Source organism: Corynebacterium mastitidis DSM 44356, from assembly GCF_000375365.1.
GTDB lineage: Bacteria > Actinomycetota > Actinomycetes > Mycobacteriales > Mycobacteriaceae > Corynebacterium > Corynebacterium mastitidis.
Window position 1 is genome coordinate 107,485 of sequence record NZ_AQXB01000006.1, and the last position, 20,682, is coordinate 128,166.

General features: G+C 70.3%; 16 protein-coding genes and 1 riboswitch. Of the genes, 7 read left to right on the forward strand and 9 right to left on the reverse strand.

Annotated features, from left to right (window positions below; all coding sequences use genetic code 11):
* Window positions 1-1,629, forward strand: a complete 1,629-nt coding sequence (locus B140_RS0108185) for an ABC-F family ATP-binding cassette domain-containing protein (protein ID WP_026166153.1) — start codon at window positions 1-3, stop codon at window positions 1,627-1,629.
* A gap of 8 nt (window positions 1,630-1,637) precedes the next feature.
* Here B140_RS0108185 and B140_RS0108190 read toward each other — a convergent pair whose 3' ends face one another.
* The 3 genes from B140_RS0108190 to B140_RS0108200 are packed head-to-tail and all read right to left on the reverse strand — an operon-like array spanning window position 1,638 to window position 6,430.
* On the reverse strand, window positions 1,638-2,939 hold the full coding sequence (locus tag B140_RS0108190; protein WP_018118876.1) for an MFS transporter: 1,302 nt from the start codon (window positions 2,937-2,939) through the stop codon (window positions 1,638-1,640).
* Window positions 2,940-2,992: 53 nt separating this feature from the next.
* Window positions 2,993-5,329 (reverse strand): 5-methyltetrahydropteroyltriglutamate--homocysteine S-methyltransferase, encoded by a 2,337-nt coding sequence (gene metE / locus B140_RS0108195; RefSeq protein ID WP_040426339.1) that lies wholly within the window; start codon window positions 5,327-5,329, stop codon window positions 2,993-2,995.
* A 33-nt stretch (window positions 5,330-5,362) separates the two neighbouring features.
* Complete coding sequence (locus tag B140_RS0108200) at window positions 5,363-6,430, reverse strand: methylenetetrahydrofolate reductase (RefSeq protein ID WP_018118878.1); 1,068 nt, start codon at window positions 6,428-6,430, stop codon at window positions 5,363-5,365.
* A 7-nt stretch (window positions 6,431-6,437) separates the two neighbouring features.
* Window positions 6,438-6,529: riboswitch (SAM riboswitch) on the reverse strand.
* A 281-nt stretch (window positions 6,530-6,810) separates the two neighbouring features.
* Here B140_RS0108200 and B140_RS0108205 point away from each other — a divergent pair.
* Window positions 6,811-7,647, forward strand: a complete 837-nt coding sequence (locus B140_RS0108205; RefSeq protein WP_018118879.1) for a GDSL-type esterase/lipase family protein — start codon at window positions 6,811-6,813, stop codon at window positions 7,645-7,647.
* A 28-nt stretch (window positions 7,648-7,675) separates the two neighbouring features.
* Window positions 7,676-9,322 carry an AMP-binding protein gene (locus B140_RS0108210; RefSeq protein WP_051069284.1) on the forward strand — a complete coding sequence of 549 codons (1,647 nt, stop codon included), beginning with the start codon at window positions 7,676-7,678 and terminating at the stop codon, window positions 9,320-9,322.
* Here B140_RS0108210 and B140_RS0108215 read toward each other — a convergent pair.
* From B140_RS0108215 to can, 5 genes are read right to left on the reverse strand one after another with little or no spacing between them, the layout of a single operon-like run.
* The gene (locus B140_RS0108215) at window positions 9,319-10,674 is read right to left on the reverse strand and encodes a PFL family protein (RefSeq protein WP_018118881.1); all 1,356 of its coding nucleotides are present in this window, start codon (window positions 10,672-10,674) and stop codon (window positions 9,319-9,321) included. The two genes, B140_RS0108210 and B140_RS0108215, sit on opposite strands and share 4 nt — an antisense overlap.
* A 4-nt stretch (window positions 10,675-10,678) precedes the next feature.
* Window positions 10,679-10,948, reverse strand: coding sequence for an ACT domain-containing protein (locus B140_RS0108220; RefSeq protein WP_026166154.1), 270 nt, complete (start codon window positions 10,946-10,948; stop codon window positions 10,679-10,681).
* On the reverse strand, window positions 10,933-11,694 hold the full coding sequence (locus B140_RS12295) for a glutamine amidotransferase (protein WP_018118883.1): 762 nt from the start codon (window positions 11,692-11,694) through the stop codon (window positions 10,933-10,935). The genes B140_RS0108220 and B140_RS12295 overlap by 16 nt, the downstream gene beginning before the upstream one ends.
* Window positions 11,695-11,739: 45 nt before the next feature.
* Window positions 11,740-12,306, reverse strand: coding sequence for a TetR/AcrR family transcriptional regulator (locus tag B140_RS0108230; RefSeq protein ID WP_018118884.1), 567 nt, complete (start codon window positions 12,304-12,306; stop codon window positions 11,740-11,742).
* A 17-nt stretch (window positions 12,307-12,323) separates the two neighbouring features.
* The gene (gene can / locus B140_RS0108235; RefSeq protein ID WP_018118885.1) at window positions 12,324-15,143 is read right to left on the reverse strand and encodes an aconitate hydratase; all 2,820 of its coding nucleotides are present in this window, start codon (window positions 15,141-15,143) and stop codon (window positions 12,324-12,326) included.
* 236 nt (window positions 15,144-15,379) lie between these two features.
* Between can and B140_RS0108240 the strand changes: the two genes are divergently transcribed.
* The 3 genes from B140_RS0108240 to B140_RS0108250 all read left to right on the forward strand — a co-directional run bounded on the left by B140_RS0108240 (window position 15,380) and on the right by B140_RS0108250 (window position 19,130).
* Window positions 15,380-15,847 carry an Rv1476 family membrane protein gene (locus tag B140_RS0108240; protein WP_018118886.1) on the forward strand — a complete coding sequence of 156 codons (468 nt, stop codon included), beginning with the start codon at window positions 15,380-15,382 and terminating at the stop codon, window positions 15,845-15,847.
* A gap of 417 nt (window positions 15,848-16,264) precedes the next feature.
* Window positions 16,265-18,016 (forward strand): DIP1281 family NlpC/P60 protein, encoded by a 1,752-nt coding sequence (locus B140_RS0108245; protein WP_018118887.1) that lies wholly within the window; start codon window positions 16,265-16,267, stop codon window positions 18,014-18,016.
* Window positions 18,017-18,056: 40 nt separating this feature from the next.
* Complete coding sequence (locus B140_RS0108250) at window positions 18,057-19,130, forward strand: ferrochelatase (protein WP_018118888.1); 1,074 nt, start codon at window positions 18,057-18,059, stop codon at window positions 19,128-19,130.
* Here the strand turns inward: B140_RS0108250 and B140_RS0108255 are convergent.
* A complete protein-coding gene (locus B140_RS0108255; RefSeq protein WP_018118889.1) occupies window positions 19,094-19,795 on the reverse strand; it encodes a hypothetical protein in 702 nt (233 codons plus the stop codon). The genes B140_RS0108250 and B140_RS0108255 overlap by 37 nt on opposite strands.
* Before the next feature lie 22 nt (window positions 19,796-19,817).
* On the opposite strand from B140_RS0108255, the gene B140_RS0108260 reads away from it, so the two are divergent.
* Window positions 19,818-20,660 carry a DUF3097 domain-containing protein gene (locus tag B140_RS0108260; protein ID WP_018118890.1) on the forward strand — a complete coding sequence of 281 codons (843 nt, stop codon included), beginning with the start codon at window positions 19,818-19,820 and terminating at the stop codon, window positions 20,658-20,660.
* Window positions 20,661-20,682 lie beyond the last annotated feature (22 nt).

Genomic DNA, 20,682 nt, shown 5'->3' on the forward strand with positions numbered 1-20,682 from the left:
GTGATTGTCACCAATGATCTGGAAGTGCGCGTCGGCGCCCGCACCCTGCTGACGGCCCCCGGCCAGCATCTTCGGGTGCAGGCGGGGGACCGCATCGGCCTGGTGGGCCGCAACGGCGCGGGCAAGACCACCACCATGCGCATCCTGGCGGGGGAGACGCAGCCCTACGGCGGCTCGGTGACCGTCTCCGGGGAGGTGGGCTACCTGCCGCAGGACTCCCGGGAGGGCAACATCGAGCAGACGGCCCGGGATCGCGTGCTCTCCGCGCGCGGGCTGGATCGCATCCGCGCCTCCATGATCCGCCAGCAGGAGATCATGGAGGGCGGGGACGAGGCCGCGCGCGACAAGGCCATCGGTAAGTACTCCCGGCTGGAGGAGCAGTACCACGCCCTGGGCGGCTACGAGGCGGACTCCGAGGCCGCCCAGATCTGCGACAACCTGGGCCTGCCCGCCCGCATCCTGGACCAGCGGCTTCACACCCTTTCCGGCGGCCAGCGCCGCCGCGTGGAGCTGGCCCAGATCCTCTTTGCCGCCACGGCGGGCTCGGGCAAGTCGGCCACCACGCTGCTGCTCGACGAGCCCACCAACCACCTGGACGCGGACTCGATCACCTGGCTGCGCGGCTTCCTGCGCAAGCACGAGGGCGGGCTCATCATGATCTCGCACGACGTGGAGCTGCTGGACGACGTGTGCAACAAGATCTGGTACCTTGACGCCGTGCGCGCCGAGGCCGACGTGTACAACATGGGCTTTAGCAAGTACAAGGACGCCCGCGCCCTGGACGAGGCGCGGCGGCGGCGCGAGCGCGCCAACGCGGAGAAGCGCGCCTCCGCGCTGCGCACCCAGGCGGAGAAGCTCGGCGCCAAGGCCACCAAGGCCAAGGCGGCCAAGCAGATGGCCGCCCGCGCCGAGCGGATGATCGACGCCCTCGACGAGGTGCGGGTGGCGGACAAGGTCGCGCACATCTCCTTCCCGGAGCCCGCCCCGTGCGGCAAGACCCCCATGTTCGCCAAGGGGCTGACCAAGATGTACGGCTCCCTGGAGGTGTTCGCGGGCATCGACCTGGCCATCGACAAGGGCTCCCGGGTGGTGGTGCTGGGCTTCAACGGCGCGGGCAAGACCACCCTGCTCAAGCTGCTGGCCGGGGTGGAGCGCACCGACGGCGAGGGGGGCATCGTCACCGGGCACGGCCTCAAGGTGGGCTACTTCGCCCAGGAGCACGACACGATCGACCCCGCCAAGAGCGTCTGGCAGAACACCATCGACGCCTGCCCGGAGGCGGGCGAGCAGGACCTGCGCGGCCTGCTCGGGGCCTTCATGTTCTCCGGGGAGAAGCTGGAGCAGCCCGCGGGCACCCTCTCCGGCGGCGAAAAGACCCGGCTGGCCCTGGCCACCCTGGTCTCCTCCCGGGCCAACGTGCTGCTGCTCGACGAGCCCACCAACAACCTCGATCCCATCTCCCGCGAGCAGGTGCTCGACGCCCTGCGGTCCTACACGGGCGCGGTGGTGCTGGTCACCCACGACCCGGGCGCCGTGCGCGCCCTGGAGCCGGAGCGGGTGATCGTGCTGCCGGATGGCACCGAGGATCTCTGGGGCGACGAGTACATGGAGATCGTGGAGCTGGCGTAGCGGTACCCCTAGCGCGGCGCGGGGGCGTCGATCGTGGAGTGGTAGCGGTGGTCCCGCATGAAGAGCACCGCCACCAGCCCGAGGGCGGCCATCGCCACCACGTACCAGGGAAACACCCACCCGGCGCCCGCGTCCTTGAGCCCGAGGGCCACGTACTCCGCGGAGCCGCCGAACAGCGAGTTGGCGATGGCGTAGGTAAAGCCCACGCCCAGGCCGCGCACGTGCGCGGGGAACATCTCCGCCTTGACGATGCCCGAGACCGAGGTATAAAAGCTCAGGAAGAACATCGCCACCAGGATCGCCCCCGCGCAGGCCCACAGGGAGGCCTGACCCTGGAGGAAGCCGAAGAGGGGAACCGGGAGCGCCATCATGCCCAGGGCGAAAACCAGCATGGAGTTCTTGCGCCCGATCCTATCCGAGAGCGCCCCGACGGCGGGCTGGATCACCATGAACGCCAGCAGGCAGAGCGTCATCGCGTCCGCCACGTCCGCCTTGGCGAAGCCGCCGGTGTTGATCAGGTACTTCTGCATGTACGTGGTGAAGGTGTAGAAGGCCAGGGAGCCCGCCGCCGTGATCCCCAGGACCACGAGGAAGGGGCGGGGGTAGCCCACCAGGATCTCCAGGAAGGAGCCCGCCGAGGCGTCCTCCCGGCTCTCCCGGGAGGTGGTCTCGTGCAGGTGCGAGCGCAGCCACAGCGCCACCACGGCCGCGCAGGCCCCGATCACGAAGGGCAGGCGCCACCAGCCGCCCGCGATCTGCTCCTCGCTGAGGAAGGAGGTCATGGTCACCGCCAGCAGGCTCGCCAGGAGCTGCCCGCCGATGAGGGTGACGTACTGGAAGCTGGAGAAGAAACCCCGGCGCCCCGGGGTGGCCACCTCGGACATGTAGGTGGCGGTGGAGCCGTATTCCCCGCCCACGGAGATGCCCTGCAGGCAGCGCACCACGAGCAGCAGCACCGGGGCCCAGGTGCCCACCGTCTCCGCCGTGGGCAGCGCCGCCATCATCAGCGAGCCCGCGCACATGAGGAGGATGGCGATGAGCATGGACCGCTTCCTGCCGTGGCGGTCCGCGATCCGGCCAAAGAGGTATCCCCCGATGGGCCGCATGAGAAAGCCCGCGAAGAACACCGCCGCGGACCTCAGCAGCGCCCCCGTCTCCCCGGTGCCGGTGAAGAACTTGTCCGCGAAGTAGACGCTGAAGAAGGCGTAGATATAAAAGTCGAACCACTCGACGAGGTTGCCGCTGGAGGCGGCAACGATCGTGCGGGCGGTGCCCAGCGTGGATCTCTTCTCGGGCGCTGCGGCGCTCATGGTCACGCTCCCTTCGCTTAAGAAAAACAGAGGCGACCCTGAGCATATCCCCCTTAGTTATCCAGGTCACCCCGGACGACGCGCGCCGCCTCCACGAGGTTGCGCAGCGTGGCCGTGGTCTCCTCCCAGCCTCGGGTCTTGAGCCCGCAGTCCGGGTTCACCCACACCTGCTGGGGATCCAGCGCCCCCACGGCCACGCGCAGCAGCTCCACGATCTCCTCGGTGGAGGGCACGCGGGCGGAGTGGATGTCCCACACGCCGGGGCCCAGGCCCCGGTGGAAGCCGTGCTCGGCCACGGCGGGCAGCACCTTGAGCTTGGAGCGCGAGGCCTCGATGGAGGTCACGTCCGCGTCCAGGCGGTCGATGGCGTCCACGATGGTGGCAAAGTCCGAGTAGCACAGGTGGGTGTGGATGCTGGTGGACTCGGCGGCCCCGGCGGTGGCCAGGCGGAAGGCGCCCACGGACCACTCCAGGTACTCCTCCCGGTCCTCCTCGCGCAGGGGAAGCAGCTCGCGGATGGCGGGCTCGTCCACCTGGATGATCCCGATCCCGGCGGCCTCCAGGTCGCCCACCTCGGCGCGCAGCGCGAGGCCGAGCTGATCCGCCACCTCGCCCCAGGGGATGTCCTCGCGCACGAAGGACCACGCCATGATGGTCACCGGCCCGGTGAGCATGCCCTTGACCGGGCGGCTGGTCAGCGACTGCGCGTAGCGCGACCACTCCACGGTGATGGCCTCCGGGCGGGTGACGTCGCCCCACAGGATCGAGGGGCGGGTGCACCGCGAGCCGTAGGACTGCACCCAGCCGTGCACGGTGGTGGCAAAGCCCTCGAAGTTCTCCGCGAAGTACTGCACCATGTCGTTGCGCTCCGCCTCGCCGTGCACCAGCACGTCCAGGCCGATCTCCTCCTGCGCCCGGATGACCTCCGCGATCTCCTTTTTCATCGCGTCCTCGTAGGCGCGATCGTCGATCTTGCCGCCGCGGTGCGCGGCGCGGGCACGGCGGATCTCGTCGGTCTGGGGGAAGGAGCCGATGGTGGTGGTGGGCAGCACCGGCAGGCCCAGCGCCGCGTCCTGGGCCGCGTGGCGGGCGGCGGCGTCGCCGCGCGTGCGCTGCTCCTCGGTGACCCCGGCCACGGCCCGGCGCACCTCGCTCCTTTCCACGCCGGGGTGGGCCCGGCGGGAGGCCGCCGCCGCGCGCGCCTCCTCCAGCTCGGCGGCGATGGCCTCGTCCCCCTCGGCCAGGCCGCGCGCCAGCGTGGCCACCTCGCGCACCTTCTGGTCCGCGAAGGACAGCCACGAGCGCAGCTCCTCATCGAGCTGGGTCTCGCGCTCCACGTCGTGCGGGACGTGCTGGAGCGAGGTGGAGGTGGTCACGGACACCGCCACGGACTCGCCCAGCCCCTCCTTGATCCCGCGCAGCACGGCCAGGGCCGCGTCGAGGTCCGCGCGCCAGATGTTACGCCCGGAGACCACGCCCACGCCCAGGGTCCTTCCGGCGAGGGACTGCCCCCAGCGCCCCAGCTCCCGCGCGCCGGGAACCGCGCCGCGCACGGCGTCGATGATCACGGCCTGCACGTCCGTCTCCGCCAGCGCGTCCACGGCGTCGAAGGCGTGCCCGTAGGTCAGCGCCACCGCAATCTGGGGGGCGTCCGGCGTGGCCAGGGCGGTGTAGGCGGTGCGCAGCGCCGCCAGCAGCGCGGAGCGCTCCTGCGGGGTGCGGTGGCGGTCGGTGACCAGGGCGGGCTCGTCGAGCTGCACCCACCGCGCCCCGGCCGCCTTCAGCTCGCTCAGGTACCGCGCGTACACCGGCAGCAGGTCCGCCAGGCGATCCAGGGGGTTGTAACCCTCCGGCGCCTCCTCGCTGGCCTTGGCCAGGGCGAGGAAGGTCACCGGGCCCACGATCACGGGCCGCGCGCCCAGCCGGGCCGCCGCGATGCGCGGGGAGCCGAGCCACTCGAACTCGGTCTCCGGGCCGATCTCCGGCACGAGGTAGTGGTAGTTGGAGTCGAACCACTTGGTCAGCTCGAGGGCGGGGCGATCGCCCTGCCCGCGCGCCACCGTGAACTGGGCGCGCAGCGCCTCCTCGGAGTCGGGGTCCTGGGCCCGCGCCAGGGCCTCGCGCTCCGCGGCAAACCGGGAGGGCAGGGCGCCGGTGGCGATGGCGACGTCGAGCACCTGGTCGTAGTAGCTAAAGTCCTCCGGGACGGCCGACTCCTCGGTCAGGCCGAGCCCGCGCAGCCGCTCGGTGCGGGCGGCGCGCAGCCGCTCGGCGGTCTCGGCGGGGTCGCCGCCGCGTCCGGACCAGAAGGACTCCAGGGCGCGCTTGAGTTCGCGGTTCGCGCCGATGCGCGGGTAGCCCAGCACGGTGGCGGAGGGAAAGACGGTCATGATGGTCAAAACCTTTCTCTTTGAGGGGTGAGGTCAGTAGTAGCTCGGGGTCATGCGGTGCAGGGCGAGGGAGACGAGCTCCGTGTCCACCGCCGGGTCGCGCGGCGCGCGCGGCCCGGCGGTCCTGCCCAGATACCCCGAGGCCCGGAGGTACTCCAGGATGTCCAGGGTGGGGCGCGGACGGTTGAAGGTATAGAGGTGGATGCCGGGCGCCCCGGCGTCCAGCACCCCTCCGATGAGGTCCACGGTGGCGCTCAAGGTGTCGCGCACCAGGCGGTCCGGGCTGGTGGCCTGGGTGAAGATCCGCTCGATGCGCTTGGGCACGGGGATGCCCGCCAGCCTTTCCATGGCGCGCAGGCGGTTGAGGTCGTGCAGGGGCATGATGCCGGGCACGATCGGCAGCCTGGAGCCCACCATGCGCAGCTCCCGGACCATGGAGGCGTAGTCCTCCTCGGAGTAAAAGACCTGCGTGATCGCGTAGTCCGCGCCCGCGGCCTCCTTTTCCGCCAGCGCCGCGATGTCGTTGGCCCGCGCCCGGCCCCCGGTGGCGGGGTAGGCCGCCACCGCGATGGAGACGTAGTCCTCCGGCCGGGCGGCGGTGGCCGCGCCCGCGCCGTTGTACCCGCGCCCCACACCCAGGGGGAGTTCCTGCGCCGCCACCTCGCGGATCAGGCGCACGAGGTCCACCGCGCGGGCGGGCTCGTCCGCCGGGGGGCGGTAGTCCGGGTCCCCGCCGGGGGGATCGCCGCGCAGCGCCAGGAAGTCGCGGACCCCGGCGCGCAGCAGCAGGCGCACGAGGAGGGTGAGCTCCGCCCGCGTGGAGCCCAGGCAGGTCAGGTGCGCCACGGCGGGCAGATCCCGGTGCCGGTCCAGGACGTTGAGCAGCACCTGCACGGAGCGGTCGCGGGTGTCGGTGCGCTTTCCTGCGGCCCCGTAGGTCACGGAGACGTAGTCCGGGGCGGTGTCGATGAGGCGGCTGATGCCCGCCCACACCCCGGACCCTCGGGAGGGGTTGCGGGGCGGGTACAGCTCGAAGGACACGGTGGGGGTGTCCGTGGGTACGCCGGGGCGGTACCCGGCGTACAGGTGTGCAGTAGACATGGGTTACTCCCTATCGAACCTGGCTGTAGCACCCTTCCAGGGCTCTGGGGGTTGCTGCGGCGTCGTAGAGCCGGGTCTCTCGGCCGCTCTGAATAGGTTGCTGACCAGCCTAGGAGACAAGACAGACCGTGCGGTACATTCCGCGCAAACTTCCGGCATTGACGCAGGTCACCATGTGAAAATAAATACCCATCCCCCCGCGCGGGGTAACGCCCGCCCGCGGCGCGGCGATGGGTAGAGTATCTGTGTAACAATCTGATAAATGCTCCAATTTTGGTGACAAAATAACCTCGGGCCTAGTATGGTTTCAGCGGATTTCCGATTAACATGAGCACCATCCGCCCCATAGGTTTCATGTCGTGAAAGCAGAGGAAGAATAAATGAGCGTCCGTTCCCTGTCTCGGCGCGCGCTGTTCGCCGCGTCCGCCGTCGCCCTCTCGCTGGGACTCAGCGCCGTCCCCGCCACCGCGTCCCCCAACGCCCTCGTGGGCTTCGGCGACTCCGTCATGGCCAACCCCCGCCTCCTCGATCACCTCTCCGCGGGCCTGCCCATCCCGGAGGAGCAGAAGCACAACGTGCACAACCACTGCGCCTCCGACCCCAACGGCATGGTCAAGCAGGTGGCGCGCCTCAAGGGCATGGAGGCCCACGACTACTCCTGCCCGGGGGCCTCGGTGTCCACCGGCGGCAAGCGCATCTCCGCGCAGATCGACGACGCCATCGCGCAGGGCGCGCTCGACGGCGCCACCCGCGAGGTGCTCATCCAGGTGGGCTTCAACGACACCTACCTCAACATGGCCGACCGCAAGGCCCCCGAGGAGATCCACCGCGCCTACGTGGCGGCCCTGACCGAGCAGATAGGCCGCATCCGCCAGGCCGCGCCCCAGGCCGCCATCCGCGTCCTGGGCTACCCCTCCATCTCGGACAACGTGGGCACCTGCCTGCTCCAGCTCGGCAACAACATCCACTCCTTCGAGGGCGTGCCGCTGACCACGGACCTGGAGAACATGGCGGAGGCGATGAACCGCGACGCCGCCGCCCAGGCCGGGGTGCAGTACGTGGACCTGCGCGCGGCCTCCCTGGGGCACGGGATGTGCGCCCCCGACGGCGAGCGCTGGTACGGCGCCGCCATCGACCTCGGCCAGCCCCGCAACGTCCCCATCCACATGACGGACCTGGGCGTGGCCAGGATCTCGGAAATCGTCGCAGCCAGCTAAGAGGTACCGCATGTCCGCACTTTTCAGCATGGAACAGCCCGTCGCGCTGTCCGTCCCCGCCCGCGAGCAGGCGAGGTCCTTCGCCCACGCGGTGCCCCACATCCTCCGCGCCGGCATGCTCAGCATGCGCACCCCCGGCGACGCCGCCAACTGGGCGCGCTGCTACGCCCGCTGGGGCTTTTCCGTGGGCACCTTCCTCGACACCGCGGCCCACTACTGCCCGCAGCGCACCGCGATCATCGACGACATCGGCTCCATCTCCTACGCCGAGCTGCACCACGAGGCGCTGCGCCTGGCCTCCGCCCTCCAGCTCAGGGGCGTGCGGCGCGGAGCCCAGGTGGCCATCGTGGCCCGCAACAGCCGCGTGACCCCCATGACGCTGGCCGCCTGCACCTACCTGGGCGCGGTGCCCATGATCATCAACCCCGGCTCCTCCGCGCAGCAGATCTCCCGCACCATCACGGACTACGGCGCCGCCGCGCTGATCGCGGACGCGGAGTTCATCCCGGCCCTGGATGTGGGCGAGATCCCCGTGATCGCCGCCTACGGCGACGCCAGCGCCCTCGGGGTGATCGGCTACGCGGAGGCCATCGCGGAGGCGCCCGCGCCGGACCTGAAGTTCCGCCCCGGGCAGAGCCCCACCGTCATCATGTCCTCCGGCACCACGGGAACCCCCAAGGGCGTGGTGCGCGGGGTGCCCAAGTCTCCGGCGGTGGCGGCCAGCCTGCTGCCCAAGATCCCCTGGCGGCGCGAGGGGATCATCCAGATGACCTGCTCCACCTACCACGCCTGGGGCTGGCTGAACGTCAACCTGGCCTTTGCCACCAAGTCCACCACCATCATGCGGCGCGTGTTCGACCCCCGCCAGGCCGTGGAGGATTGCCTGCGCTACGGCGTGACCGGCATCCTCTCCGCCGCGGTGTTCCTCCGCGACTTCGAGAAGGCCCTGGCGGCCCTGCCGGAGGACAAGCAGCGCTCGCTGCGGCCCCCGGAGTTCATCGCCTCCTCGGGCAACGCCATCCCGCCCACACTCATCCAGGCCCTGCACGCCCGCTTCGGCCCGGTGGTGTGCAACTTCTACGGCTCCACCGAGCACGGGCCCGTGGCCTCCGCCAGCGGCCCGGAGCTGGCGGCCGATCCCAGCCGGGCGGGCACCGTGGCCCCCGGCGTGCGCATCGCGCTGTACAAGGAGGACGGCACCCTGGCCGGGCCGGGGGAGCGGGGCGTGATCTACAGCTCCAACTCCGAGTCCATGATCGGCTACCTCTCCCGCCGCGACGCGGTGGACGTGCGCGACCACATGCTCAGCACCGGGGACTACGGGCACTTCGACGCCGAGGGCTTCCTCCACGTCCACGGGCGCTGCGACGACATGGTCATCAAGGGCGGGGAGAACGTGTACCCGCGCGAGGTGGAGGACTTCCTGCTGCGGCAAGAGGGCATCGCGGACGTCTTTGTGCGCGGCGTGCGCAACGACATCATCGCCCGCCTCGACGCCTACATCGTGCGCGAGGACACCGCCGCGGGCAGGGCCCTGACCGAGGAGGCGGTGCGCGACCTGGTGCGCACCAGCCTGGCCCAGCACAACATCCCGGACTTCATCTGCTGGATGGACTCGCTGCCGCGCAACGACGCCGGGAAGGTCGTGCCCCGCAGCCTCCCGCAGCCCGACTAGTTGCGGAAGCCGTGCACCGGCGCGGGGATGAAGCCCCCGCGCCGGACGAAGCCCTCGGAGGGCACCTCGTTCACCTCGATGACGGGGGCGTAGCCCAGCAGGCCGCCAAAGTTCACCTCCTCGCCGGGCCGGGTCCCCGGCACCGGAATCACCCGCACGGCGGTGGTCTTATGGTTCATCACCCCGATGGCGGCCTCGTCCGCGATCATCGCGGAGATCGTCTCCGCCGGGGTGTCCCCGGGGATCGCGATCATGTCCAGCCCCACGGAGCAGATGGCCGTCATGGCCTCCAGCTTGTCGATGGAGATCGCCCCCGAGCGCACCGCGTCGATCATGCCCTTGTCCTCGGACACGGGGATGAAGGACCCGGAGAGCCCGCCCACCCGCGAGCAGGCCATCATGCCGCCTTTCTTCACGGCGTCGTTGAGCAGCGCCAGGGCCGCAGTGGTGCCGTGGGTGCCCACCTGGCCCAGGCCCATGTTCTCCAGGATGTGCGCCACGGAGTCGCCCAGCTCGGCGGTGGGGGCGAGGGAGAGGTCCACGATGCCAAAGGGCGCCCCCAGGCGCTGCGCGGCCATCGCGCCCACGAGCTGACCGGTGCGGGTGATCTTGAAGGCCGCCTTCTTGATCTCCTCGGCCACCTGGTCCAGGCTGGCCCCCTCCAGGGGGCCCAGCGCGCGGCCCACCACGCCGGGGCCGGAGACCCCCACGGAGACCACGCAGTCCGGCTCCTCCACGCCGTGGAAGGCCCCGGCCATGAAGGGGTTATCGCCCACGGCGTTGGCAAACACCACGAGCTTTGCGCAGGCGATCGCGGCCCGGTCCGCCGTGGCCCGGGCGGCGTCCTTGATGGCCGCGCCGAGGTCGGCCACCGCGTCCATGTTGATCCCGGCCCGGGAGGAGGCCACGTTGACCGAGGAGCAGACCACCTCGGTCTGGCTGAGCGCCTCCGGCAGCGAGGCGATGAGGCGGGCGTCCGCGGCCGTGGCCCCCTTTTCCACCAGGGCGGAGTAGCCGCCGATGAAGTTCACGCCCACCTCGGTGGCGGCGCGGTCGAGCGCCCGGGCCAGGTCCGCCGGGTTGCCCTCCAGGCCGCCGCACAGCAGGGCCACGGGGGTGACGCTGATGCGCTTGTTCACGATGGGGATGCCCAGCTCCGCCTCGATGCCCTCGCACACCTCCACCAGGCGGGCCGCCTGGCGGGTCACGCGCTCGTAGACGGCCTGGGCGGTCTCCGCCATCGTGGAGCGGCGGCACTCCAGCAGGGAGATGCCCATGGTGACGGTGCGGATGTCCAGGCGGTACTTCTCGATCATCTCGATGGTGTCAAGCACCGAACGGGGATTAAACACGGCCTTACACCTCGTTTACGGCGCTAAACAGCGCCTCCGACTGCAACCGGATGGTCAGGCCCTGTGCCTTTTCCACCTCCGCCATCCGCTGCTGGATCGCGGCGATACCGTGGCGGGATTCGTCAAACTCCACCCGCAGGATCATGGTGAACCATTTGTCCATGAGGGTCTGGGAAACGTCCAGGATGTTGATGTCGTGGCGGGCGAGGGCGGAGGTCACCGCAGCGATGATCCCGGTGTGGTCCTCGCCGGTGACGGTCATGATGGCATACATACCTTGTCAGTGTAATCGGGGGTATGCTCGCTGCGCCGCAGGCAGTAGTCCACGAAGCGCCCCAGCACCCGGTGGGCGTGGCCGGTGTCCACCGCGTGCAGGGATTCCACGATGGAGTCGTACTCCTCCTCGTCGAAGTACCCGTGGTGGCGGTAGAAGTCCATGCGCCGCGCCATGGCGGGCGGGTCCATCTCCGGGTGAAACTGGGTGGCCCACGTGTGCCCGCCCACCCGCAGCGCCTGGACGGGGCAGGAGGGCCCGGAGGCCAGCACCGCCGCCCGGGCGGGCAGCGAGAGCACGCACTCGGTGTGGCCGGTCAGCGCGGGGAATACGGCGGGCAGGCCGCCGAAGATGGGGTCGCGCCGCCCCTCCGGGGTGACCTCCACCCGGGTCCGGCCCGCCCGCTCGGCGTGGTCGTGGCCGAGGCTTCCGCCCACGGCGCGGGCGATGAGCCCGGTGCCAAAGCAGGTGAAGAACACCGGCGCGGGGCCGTCGATGAGCACGGTCAGCTCGCGCACCACGTGGCGCTGCCAGGCGCCGGGGTCGGGGTCGGTCATGTTCAGGGAGCTGCCGCCCACAAACACCCCGGCGTAGCGGTCCAGCGGGCCCACGCCCGCCGCCGGGGAGCCGAGAACCCGCTGCTCCAGCCGCTCGGGCCGAAGCCCGGTGGCGCGCAGGAAGTCCCGGTATTCCAGGGCCGCCACGGCCTCGTTCTGGCGCAGGGAAAGCAGCAGGAATAAAGACATACCGCTTAGTCTATATCATCCCGGGGATAATATGAACTAAGCGGTCTATTTGGTCTTGCGCACGGAGTCCTCAACGAGGTCGAGCATCCGGGCCAGCCCCTCCACCGGCTGGCCCAGGGCCAGCCGCGAGATGAGGCCCTCCATCACCGTTTCCAGGTAGATGATGAGCACCTCCACGGGGACGTCCGTGCGCATGCGATCCTGCTGCGCGTTGCGCTGCAGGCGCGAGCGCACGGCGCGATCCAGCACCCGCTGGTGTTCCCGCCAGCGGGACCGGAAGGAGGCGTCCGTGCGCAGCATCCTCACGATTTCCAGCCGGGTGGCCAGCCAGTCGTGCCGCTCCGGGTGATCCAGGATGTCCCGCATCACCTCCACCAGCCCCTCGGCGGCCACCACGTCCGCCTGCCGCTCGGCGTCCTCGCGGGCGATGGCGAGGAAGAGCGACTCCTTATCACCGAAGTGATGAAAGATCGCCCCCCGCGACTTGCCGGTGGCCGCCTCCAGGCGGCGCACCGTCGCGCCCTCGTAGCCGAACTCGCCGAAGCATCGGCGCGCCCCCTCGAGAATCTCGTGGCGGCGGCGCTCCAGCTCCGCTTGGCTAACGACGGGCACGATGCGCGGCTACTCGGCTACTGGGCCTTGGCCATGGAGCGCAGCACGTACTGGAGGATGCCGCCGTGGCGGTAGTAGTCCGCCTCGCCGGGGGTGTCGATGCGCACCTTGGCGTCGAACTCCACCGTCTCGCCGCTGTTCTTGGTGGCGGTGACGTGCACCGTCTCCGGGATGCCCGCGGACTCGTCGTTCAGGGCGGTGATGCCCGTGATGTCAAAGACCTCGGTGCCGTCCAGGCCCAGGGACTCGTGGGAGGAGCCCTCGGGGAACTGCAGCGGGATCACGCCCATGCCGATGAGGTTGGAGCGGTGGATGCGCTCGAAGGACTCGGTGATCACCGCGCGCACGCCCAGCAGGTTCGTGCCCTTGGCCGCCCAGTCGCGGGAGGACCCGGTGCCGTACTCCTTGCCCGCGATGACCACCAGCGGGGTGCCCGCGGCCTTGTAGTTCTGGCAGGCGTCGAAGATGAAGGACTGCGGGCCGCCGTCCTGGGTGAAGTCGCGGGTGTAGCCGCCCTGCACGTCCACGAGCTGGTTCTGCAGGCGGATGTTGGCGAAGGTGCCGCGCATCATCACCTCGTGGTTGCCGCGGCGCGAGCCCAGGGAGTTGTAGTCCTGGCGCTCCACGCCACGGGAATCCAGGTACTGCGCCGCCGGGGTGCCCGGCTTGATGGCGGAGGCGGGGGAGATGTGGTCCGTGGTCACGGAGTCGCCCAGCTTGGCCAGCACGCGGGCGCCGTGGATGTCCTCCACCGGGGCGGGCTCGGTGGGCATGCCGTCGAAGTAGGGCGCCTTGCGGATGTAGGTGGAGTCCTCGTCCCACTCGAAGGTCTTGCCGGTGGGCACGTCCAGGCTCTGCCACTGCTCGTCGCCCTTGAACACGTCCGCGTAGTCCTCCACGTACATCTCGCGGGTGATGCACTCCGCGATGGTGGACTCGATCTCCTCGGTGGAGGGCCAGATGTCCTTGAGGTAGACGTCGTTGCCGTCCTGGTCCTGGCCCAGCGGCTGGGTCTCAAAGTCGAAGTCCATGGTGCCCGCGATGGCGTAGGCGATGACCATGATCGGGGAGGCCAGGTAGTTCATCTTCACGTCGGGGGAGATGCGGCCCTCGAAGTTGCGGTTGCCGGAGAGCACCGCGGTGGCGGTGAGGTCGTTCTCGTTGATCGCCTCGGAGACCTCCTCCGGCAGCGGGCCGGAGTTGCCGATGCAGGAGGTGCAGCCGAAGCCGGAGAGGTAGAAGCCCAGGGCCTCCAGGTCCTTCCACAGGTCGGCGCGCTTGAAGTAGCCGTCCACCACCTGGGAGCCCGGGGCGCAGATCGTCTTGACCCACGGCTTGGACTTCAGGCCCTTGGCCGCCGCCTTGCGGGCGATGAGGCCCGCGCCCACCATCACGGAGGGGTTGGAGGTGTTGGTGCAGGAGGTGATGGAGGCGATGGCCACCATGCCGTGGTCCACGGTGTAGTGCCCGCCGTTGGGGGACTGCACCACCACGGGCTTGGACTGGCGGCCCTTGGCGCCCAGCGCGGCGGACTCGCCGTGGCCGCGCGGGGAGGAGTTGTATCCGGCCACCAGGGCCTCCGGGGCGTCCTCCGCCTCGCCCTCGCCCTCCATGCGGGCGCCGGCGGGGGAGTCGTCCTCGCAGATGGGGTCATTGGTGAAGGAGCCGAGCTGCTCGCGGAAGGTCTGCTTGGAGTCCGTCAGCAGGATGCGGTCCTGGGGGCGCTTGGGGCCCGCGATGGAGGGCACCACGGTGGACAGGTCCAGCTCGAGGTACTCGGAGTACTCGGCCTCGGGGGCGTCCTGCTCCAGCCACATGCCCTGCGCCTTGGCGTAGGCCTCCACGCGCTCGACCTGCTCCTCGGGGCGGCCGGTCAAGCGCAGGTAGTTGACGGTCTCCTCGTCGATCGGGAAGATCGCGCAGGTGGAGCCGAACTCCGGGGACATGTTGCCGATGGTGGCGCGGTTGGCCAGCGGCACGGACTTCACGCCGTTGCCGTAGAACTCCACGAACTTCTGCACCACGCCGTGCTTGCGCAGCATGTCCGTGATGGTGAGCACCACGTCGGTGGCGGTCACGCCCACCGGGATCTCGCCGGTGAGCTTGAAGCCCACCACCTTGGGGATCAGCATGGACACCGGCTGGCCCAGCATGGCCGCCTCGGCCTCGATGCCGCCCACGCCCCAGCCCAGGATGCCCAGGCCGTTTTCCATGGTGGTGTGGGAGTCCGTGCCGATGCAGGTATCCGGGTAGGCCACGCCCTCGTTGTCAAACACCACGCGGGAGAGGTACTCGATGTTCACCTGGTGCACGATGCCGGTTCCCGGGGGCACCACGCGGAAGTTGGAGAAGTTCTCCGAGCCCCAGCGCAGGAACTGGTAGCGCTCCTCGTTGCGCTGGTACTCGATCTCCACGTTCTTGGCCAGTGCCTCCGGGCCGCCGAAGGCCTCCACGATCACGGAGTGGTCGATCACCATCTCCGCCGGGTTGAGCGGGTTGACCTGGTCCGGGTCGCCGCCCAGGGCGGTGACGGCCTCGCGCATCGTCGCCAGGTCCACCACGCAGGGCACGCCCGTGAAGTCCTGCATGAGCACGCGGGCGGGGGTGAACTGAATCTCGGTGGAGGGCTCGGCCTTGGGGTCCCAGTTCGCGATGGCGCGAATGTGCTCCTCGGTGACGTTCTTGCCGTCCTCGGTGCGCAGCAGGTTCTCGCCGAGCACCTTGAGGGAATAGGGCAGCTTCTCCATGCCCGCTACGGCATCGAGGGCAAAGTAGTCGTATTCTTTCTCGCCAACCTTGAGCTTCCGCTTGGCGTCAAAGGAATTCTTGCTTTCCATCACAGTGAGCTCCACTTCCTAACGGGTTGAGAATAAGGCTCGTCGCCGGAGCCGGAGTCCGGCGTTGTCACGAGGCTCGTCCACGAGTCTACTATCCGGCCCCGGCCGGTCCTCGTTTCACAGCATCATAACAGTACGGCCGTTCTGTTGATGAACGCCGCGCCCCGCGCCACCCCCGCTAGAATGAGGGGCGATTCGGCGCCCGCACGGGCCCGGCGGCGCTTTAAGGAGGCAGCATGGTTCCGACCGACGTCGACCTCGCAGCCCTCGAGGAGCAGCTCGGGGAGCGGGGAGTGGCCACCACGGGGCACGTCAGCCCCGAGTGGCGCGACGCGATGGCCCGGGCCGTGGACGACGCCGAGCGCGCGGGCGAGGGCACCTTCGGCGTGGCCATCCTGCACTTCATGCCCGCCCACGCGGCCGATCTGCGCGACGTGGCCCAGGAGCTGCACGAGGCCACCGGCATCGAGACCGTGCTCGTGCGCGCCCCGCAGTCCGGGGCGGCGGTCAGCTCCCGCTACCCGCGCAACGACCTCGAGCGCGCCCAGGACGCCTTCCTCGGCACCCGGGACTACGTGACCGCCGTCCGGGAGTTCCCCGAGCACCTCGACGCCACCCCGATCCCCTGGACGCCGGTGGGGCTGAGCGTGGTGCTGCTGTGCACCCTCGCCTCGCTCGCGGGCAGGCTCGCCGTCAAGAGATAAAACTTGACCACGGGCAGCGACACGCAAGTTCGCCCAAATAGTGTTGCAAATCACTAAAAATCCCCGACCCCGGCATCCGCGCTGGCTGCGCGCGCACGGCCAGCCCCGCACACCTAGTCCTCGGCCTGTGAAAGTTGAAGCGGAAGAGACTTGAGGGGTGGGGGTGGCCTATGGTTTGACTATTGACTCGCGGGTCGGACGGGGCTGATTTCAAGTCCTGATTCTTGAGCGGTGAGGCGGTATTCGGGCACGTGGGGAAGCCTGCCGCGAATACTCCTCCCCTCGGATGTCCCGGCCCGCGCGTCGCCTCCGTGTCGAAACGCTTCACGGCAGCCGGTAAAGGTTGATTCCTTGACCACCGGCCCGAAGGGAGACTTTGTGGGAACAACCGCGTCGAGCACGACGTCCTTCACGCGCATGGCCAGGGCCAGCATCGCCACCGTGGTATGCGCCTGCTCGCTGTGCACCGCGCTCCCCGTGGCCGCGGCGCCCACCAACCCCAGCGATGACGACCTCGCCCGCGCCCAGGCCGCGCTCGAGACCGGGGCGGCCTCCGTGTCCGAGCTGGCCGGGCAGGTCACCTCCGCCCAGGAACGCCTCTCCGAGCTGGAACTCTCGATGGGCCAGTTACGCGAGGCCGTGAACAAGTCCCTCGTGGACCTGCACGACGCCCAGGGGACCGCGGAGCGCGCGCGTCAGGCCGCGGCCACCGCCAGGACGGAGCTCGGCCGCAGCCAGCAGGAGCTGGAAAAGGCGCAGAAAACCCTCAACGAGATCTCGCGCACCGCCTACCGGCGCGGCGCGTCCAGCCCCCTGGGGGCCGTCTCCGGGGAGACCACCTCCGAGGATTCCCTGGACCGCAGCACCTACCTGCGCACCAACGCGGAGAAGCAGCGCGCCGCCATCGAGTCGCTCGACCGCGCCCGCACCGTGACGGCCAACAAGGAATCCGAGCTGCGGCAGGCGCGCAACGTGGCCGAGCAGCGCGAGAGCGAGGCCACGGCCGCCCAGCAGTCCGCGCAGGCCGCCATCGAGGAGAACTCCCGGGCCCTCGCCGAGAGCTCCCAGGAGCACGATCGCCTCCTGCAGGAGCAGCGGTGGGCCCAGGCGCGGCTCGACGCCGCCAAGGGCAACGCGAGCAGCCTGCTGCAGCAGCGCGAGGAGTTCGAAAAGTACCAGGCCGAGGAGAAGGAGCGGCGGGCCCAGGAGCAGGCACGCCAGGCGGAGGAGGCCCGCAAGAAGGCGGAGAAGATCGCCGCCGAGCACGGCGCGCAGCAGCGGGCCGCCGCGGCGGCCGCGGCCGCGGTGGAAAGCCGCCAGCCGGTGCACGCGGAGCTGAACAACCCCTATCCCAGCGAGGAGGACGCCCAGCCCGCCGAGGTCGCGGAGATCCAGAACCCCGAGGCCACGGCGGGGGCGGGCGAGGCCGACGCCGCGGAGCAGACCGCCCCGGCGGCGCCCAGCACCGAGGAAGCGCCGGAGACGCCCACGCAGGAGCCGAGCAGCGAGGCCCCCACCACCCCCACGGCCACGGCCGAGGAACCCTCCTGGGAGGCCACCCCCGAGGTGGAGGCCGAGATCGAGGGCGACGCGGGCTACGCGGAGGAGACCACCCCCGAGGCCACGAGCGAGGCCGACGCGGAGGAAAGCACCCCCGCCGAGGAGGCGGTGACGGAGGAGCCCGTGGAGGAGGTCCTGGGCACCTCGGAGCTGTCCAGCTCCGCCAGCGGCGCGGCGCAGGGCTCGCGCTCGGAGATCATCGAGACGGTGATCGCCCGCGCGATGTCGCAGGTGGGCCAGCCCTACGCCTGGGGCGGCGGCACCGCCAGCGGCCCGAGCCAGGGCATCCGCGACGGCGGCGTGGCCGACTCCTACGGCGACTACAACAAGGTGGGCTTCGACTGCTCCGGCCTGGTGCTCTACGCCTTCGCCGGGGCGGGAATCTCCCTGCCGCACTACACCGGCTACCAGTACCAGCGCGGCACCCGCATCGATCCCAGCGAGATCCAGCGCGGCGACCTCATCTTCTACGGCCCCTCCGGCAACACCCACGTGGCGATCTACCTGGGCGACGGCCAGATGCTCGAGGCCCCGCAGTCCGGGTCCTACGTCCAGGTCTCCCCGGTGCGGTGGGCCGGGATGAGCCCCTACGCCGTGCGCATGGTGTAGATTTTGGCCCCCTTCTCTTTCGCGTCGTAGGCTGGACGGCATGAGCCCTGAGCAGCCCTACGATGCCCTTCTCGTTCTTTCCTTCGGCGGCCCGGAGGGACCGGAGGAGGTCGTTCCGTTCCTCGAAAACGTCACCAGGGGACGCGGCATCCCGCGCGAGCGCCTCAAGGTGGTGGGGGAGCACTACTTCCACTTCGACGGGATCAGCCCGCTCAACCGCCTCAACAAGGAGATCATCGCCAACGTGGAGGGGGAGCTGCGGCGGCGCGGGCTGGACCTGCCCGTTTACTTCGGAAACAGGAACTGGCACCCCTTCGGGGAGGCCACCGCCGAGCAGATGGCGGCGGACGGGGTGCGCAACGCGCTGGTGCTGAGCACCTCGGCGTGGGGCGGGTACTCCGGCTGCCGCCAGTACCACGAGGACATCCAGCGCATCCGCAAGCACCTTCAGGAGCGCGGCCTGCCCGCCGTGACCTTTACCAAGCTGCGGCAGTTCTACGATCACCCCAAGTTCGTCGCCGCCATGGCCGAGGCCCTACGGGAGGCGCACGCGCGCTTCGCCCCGGAGGATGCCGCGCGCACCATCTTCACCGCGCACTCGGTGCCCTTAAGCGCCAACGAGGCCGCGGGCGGCCCCGAGGACTCGGGCCTGTACGAGCGCCAGGTGGCCGAGGCCTCGCGCCTGGTGGCGCGGGCCGCCGGGATCGAGGACTACGACCTGGTGTGGCAGTCCCGGTCCGGCAGCCCGGCGATCCCCTGGCTGGAGCCGGACGTGGTGGACCACACCTGCCAGCTCCACGAGGAGCGCGGGATCAACAACATCGTAGTGTGCCCCATCGGCTTCATCTCCGATCACATGGAGGTGGTGTGGGACCTCGACACCGAGCTGCGCCAGGCCGTGGACGAGCGCGGCATGCGCATGGAGCGCACCCGCACCGCGGGCCCCACGGAGCTTTTTACCTCCATGGTGGTGGACCTGGTCGAGGAGCTGAGCCGCGGCCGCGCCCCGGAGGGCCTCGGCGGGGTCACGGTCAACGGCTGCACCGTCAACGGCGAGCCCTGCCACCCGGGGTGCTGTCAGCCGGCCAAGCGGCCCATCTCCCGCACCGCGTAATCCACCGCCGCCATCCGGGCCTCCCGGATGTAGCGCCACAGGCCGATCAGCTCGGGGTCGAGGCTGTGGTCGCCCACCCGATCCAGGAGGGTCTCGATGATGGCGGCCACCCGGTCCGCCCGGGCGATCAGCTTCGCCGCCCTGGGGGCGATCTCCGGCAGGCCGGGGGTCTCGTAGAAGTCGCTGAGCGTGCCCACCGTCAGCCTGGGGTCCGGCAGGGCGGACTCCCTGCGTCCCGCGGCCTCGATCAGGGCGGCGGCCCTGCGGGTGGCGTCCGCCAGGCGGAGGTCCGCCTCGCCGGGGGAGAGGTGCAGCGCCGCCGGGGGAGCGTCGATCTCGTGGCAGCGCCATCGGTCCTCGCCCTGCACCCCGATGAGCACCTGATAGGCCCCGCCCACCGGGATCACCAGGGCGCCGTGCTCGTCGGCCGGGTGCGGCAGCCCGCTGGGCTGGGCCGGGCCCGCGAGCACCAGGCGCACGGCGGGCTCCGGGCCGCGCAGGCGGGCCGTGGCCCGCAGGCGCTGCAGGACGTCCACGGAGCGCGGCTGGCGCAGGTCCACGAGGGCGTCGATCAGGGCGTCCGTGGACGCCCTGCCGTAGAGCCAGGCGGCCAGCCACAGGGCGGTGTGCTGGAGCGGGGAGTACACGTTGGGGCGGATAGGCATGATCCCAGTAGTGTAGGGCATCATGGCTATCAAGGACCCCTACGGCGGAGATATACTGTCCGGCCACGCCCGGCGCCAGCGCCCCTCCTACCCGGAGGTGCCCGCCCGCCCCGGCGAGGTGGTGGAGGTGCCCGCCCAGGACTTCGTGGGCGCCATCGTGGGCACGGAGCGGACCTACGACGGCGACTTCGTGCGCCTGGAGGATCGGCGCGGCACCCAGCGACTGTTCCACATGCGCCCCGGGGCCTTTCTCTACGAGGGCGAGCGGGTCAGCCTCACCCGCTACGTGCCACCCCGCGCCCCCGAACGCTCCAACTCCGGTTCGCGGCGCGTGCGCAACCTCGAGGCGAAGGTCGCGGCCCCCTCGCGGATCTGGGTGGAGGGCGTGCACGACGCCGCGATCGTGGAGAAGATCTGGGGCCACGACCTCCGCGTGGAGGGGGTGGTGGTGGAGTACCTCGAGGGGCTGGACCACCTGCCCGAGCGCCTCGAGGAGTTCCGGCCCGGGCCGGGCCGGAGGGTGGGGGTCCTGGCCGATCACCTGGTGGAGGGCTCCAAGGAGACGCGCCTGACCAGGCAGGTGGGCCCCCACGTGCTGGTCACCGGGCACCCGTACATCGACATCTGGGAGGCGGTCAAGCCGCAGCGCCTGGGGCTGCGGGCCTGGCCCACGGTGCCCTACGGGGAGGACTGGAAGACCGGCGTGTGCAGGCGGGTGGGATGGTCCGACCCCAAGGAGGGGTGGAGCCGGGTGTACGGGGCCGTGGGGTCGTTCCGGGACGTCGATTCCACGCTCATCGGGGCGGTGGAGCGCCTCGTGGACTTCGTCACCAATCCCGAGTTAAGTAAATCTGACCTCACCTAGCGGCGCCCTTTTCTGTAGGCTG

Bases quoted from the DNA above. Each gene is read 5' to 3' on its own strand.
- B140_RS0108245 (WP_018118887.1), top strand. From the start codon at position 16,265: ATGGCCAGGGCCAGCATCGCCACCGTGGTATGCGCCTGCTCGCTGTGC.
- metE (WP_040426339.1), bottom strand. From the start codon at position 5,329: ATGACCGTCTTTCCCTCCGCCACCGTGCTGGGCTACCCGCGCATCGGC.
- B140_RS0108255 (WP_018118889.1), bottom strand. From the start codon at position 19,795: ATGCCTATCCGCCCCAACGTGTACTCCCCGCTCCAGCACACCGCCCTG.
- B140_RS0108260 (WP_018118890.1), top strand. From the start codon at position 19,818: ATGGCTATCAAGGACCCCTACGGCGGAGATATACTGTCCGGCCACGCC.
- B140_RS0108205 (WP_018118879.1), top strand. From the start codon at position 6,811: ATGAGCGTCCGTTCCCTGTCTCGGCGCGCGCTGTTCGCCGCGTCCGCC.
- B140_RS12295 (WP_018118883.1), bottom strand. From the start codon at position 11,694: ATGTCTTTATTCCTGCTGCTTTCCCTGCGCCAGAACGAGGCCGTGGCG.
- B140_RS0108190 (WP_018118876.1), bottom strand. From the start codon at position 2,939: ATGAGCGCCGCAGCGCCCGAGAAGAGATCCACGCTGGGCACCGCCCGC.
- B140_RS0108200 (WP_018118878.1), bottom strand. From the start codon at position 6,430: ATGTCTACTGCACACCTGTACGCCGGGTACCGCCCCGGCGTACCCACG.
- can (WP_018118885.1), bottom strand. From the start codon at position 15,143: ATGGAAAGCAAGAATTCCTTTGACGCCAAGCGGAAGCTCAAGGTTGGC.
- B140_RS0108250 (WP_018118888.1), top strand. From the start codon at position 18,057: ATGAGCCCTGAGCAGCCCTACGATGCCCTTCTCGTTCTTTCCTTCGGC.
- B140_RS0108240 (WP_018118886.1), top strand. From the start codon at position 15,380: ATGGTTCCGACCGACGTCGACCTCGCAGCCCTCGAGGAGCAGCTCGGG.
- B140_RS0108220 (WP_026166154.1), bottom strand. From the start codon at position 10,948: ATGTATGCCATCATGACCGTCACCGGCGAGGACCACACCGGGATCATC.
- B140_RS0108210 (WP_051069284.1), top strand. From the start codon at position 7,676: ATGGAACAGCCCGTCGCGCTGTCCGTCCCCGCCCGCGAGCAGGCGAGG.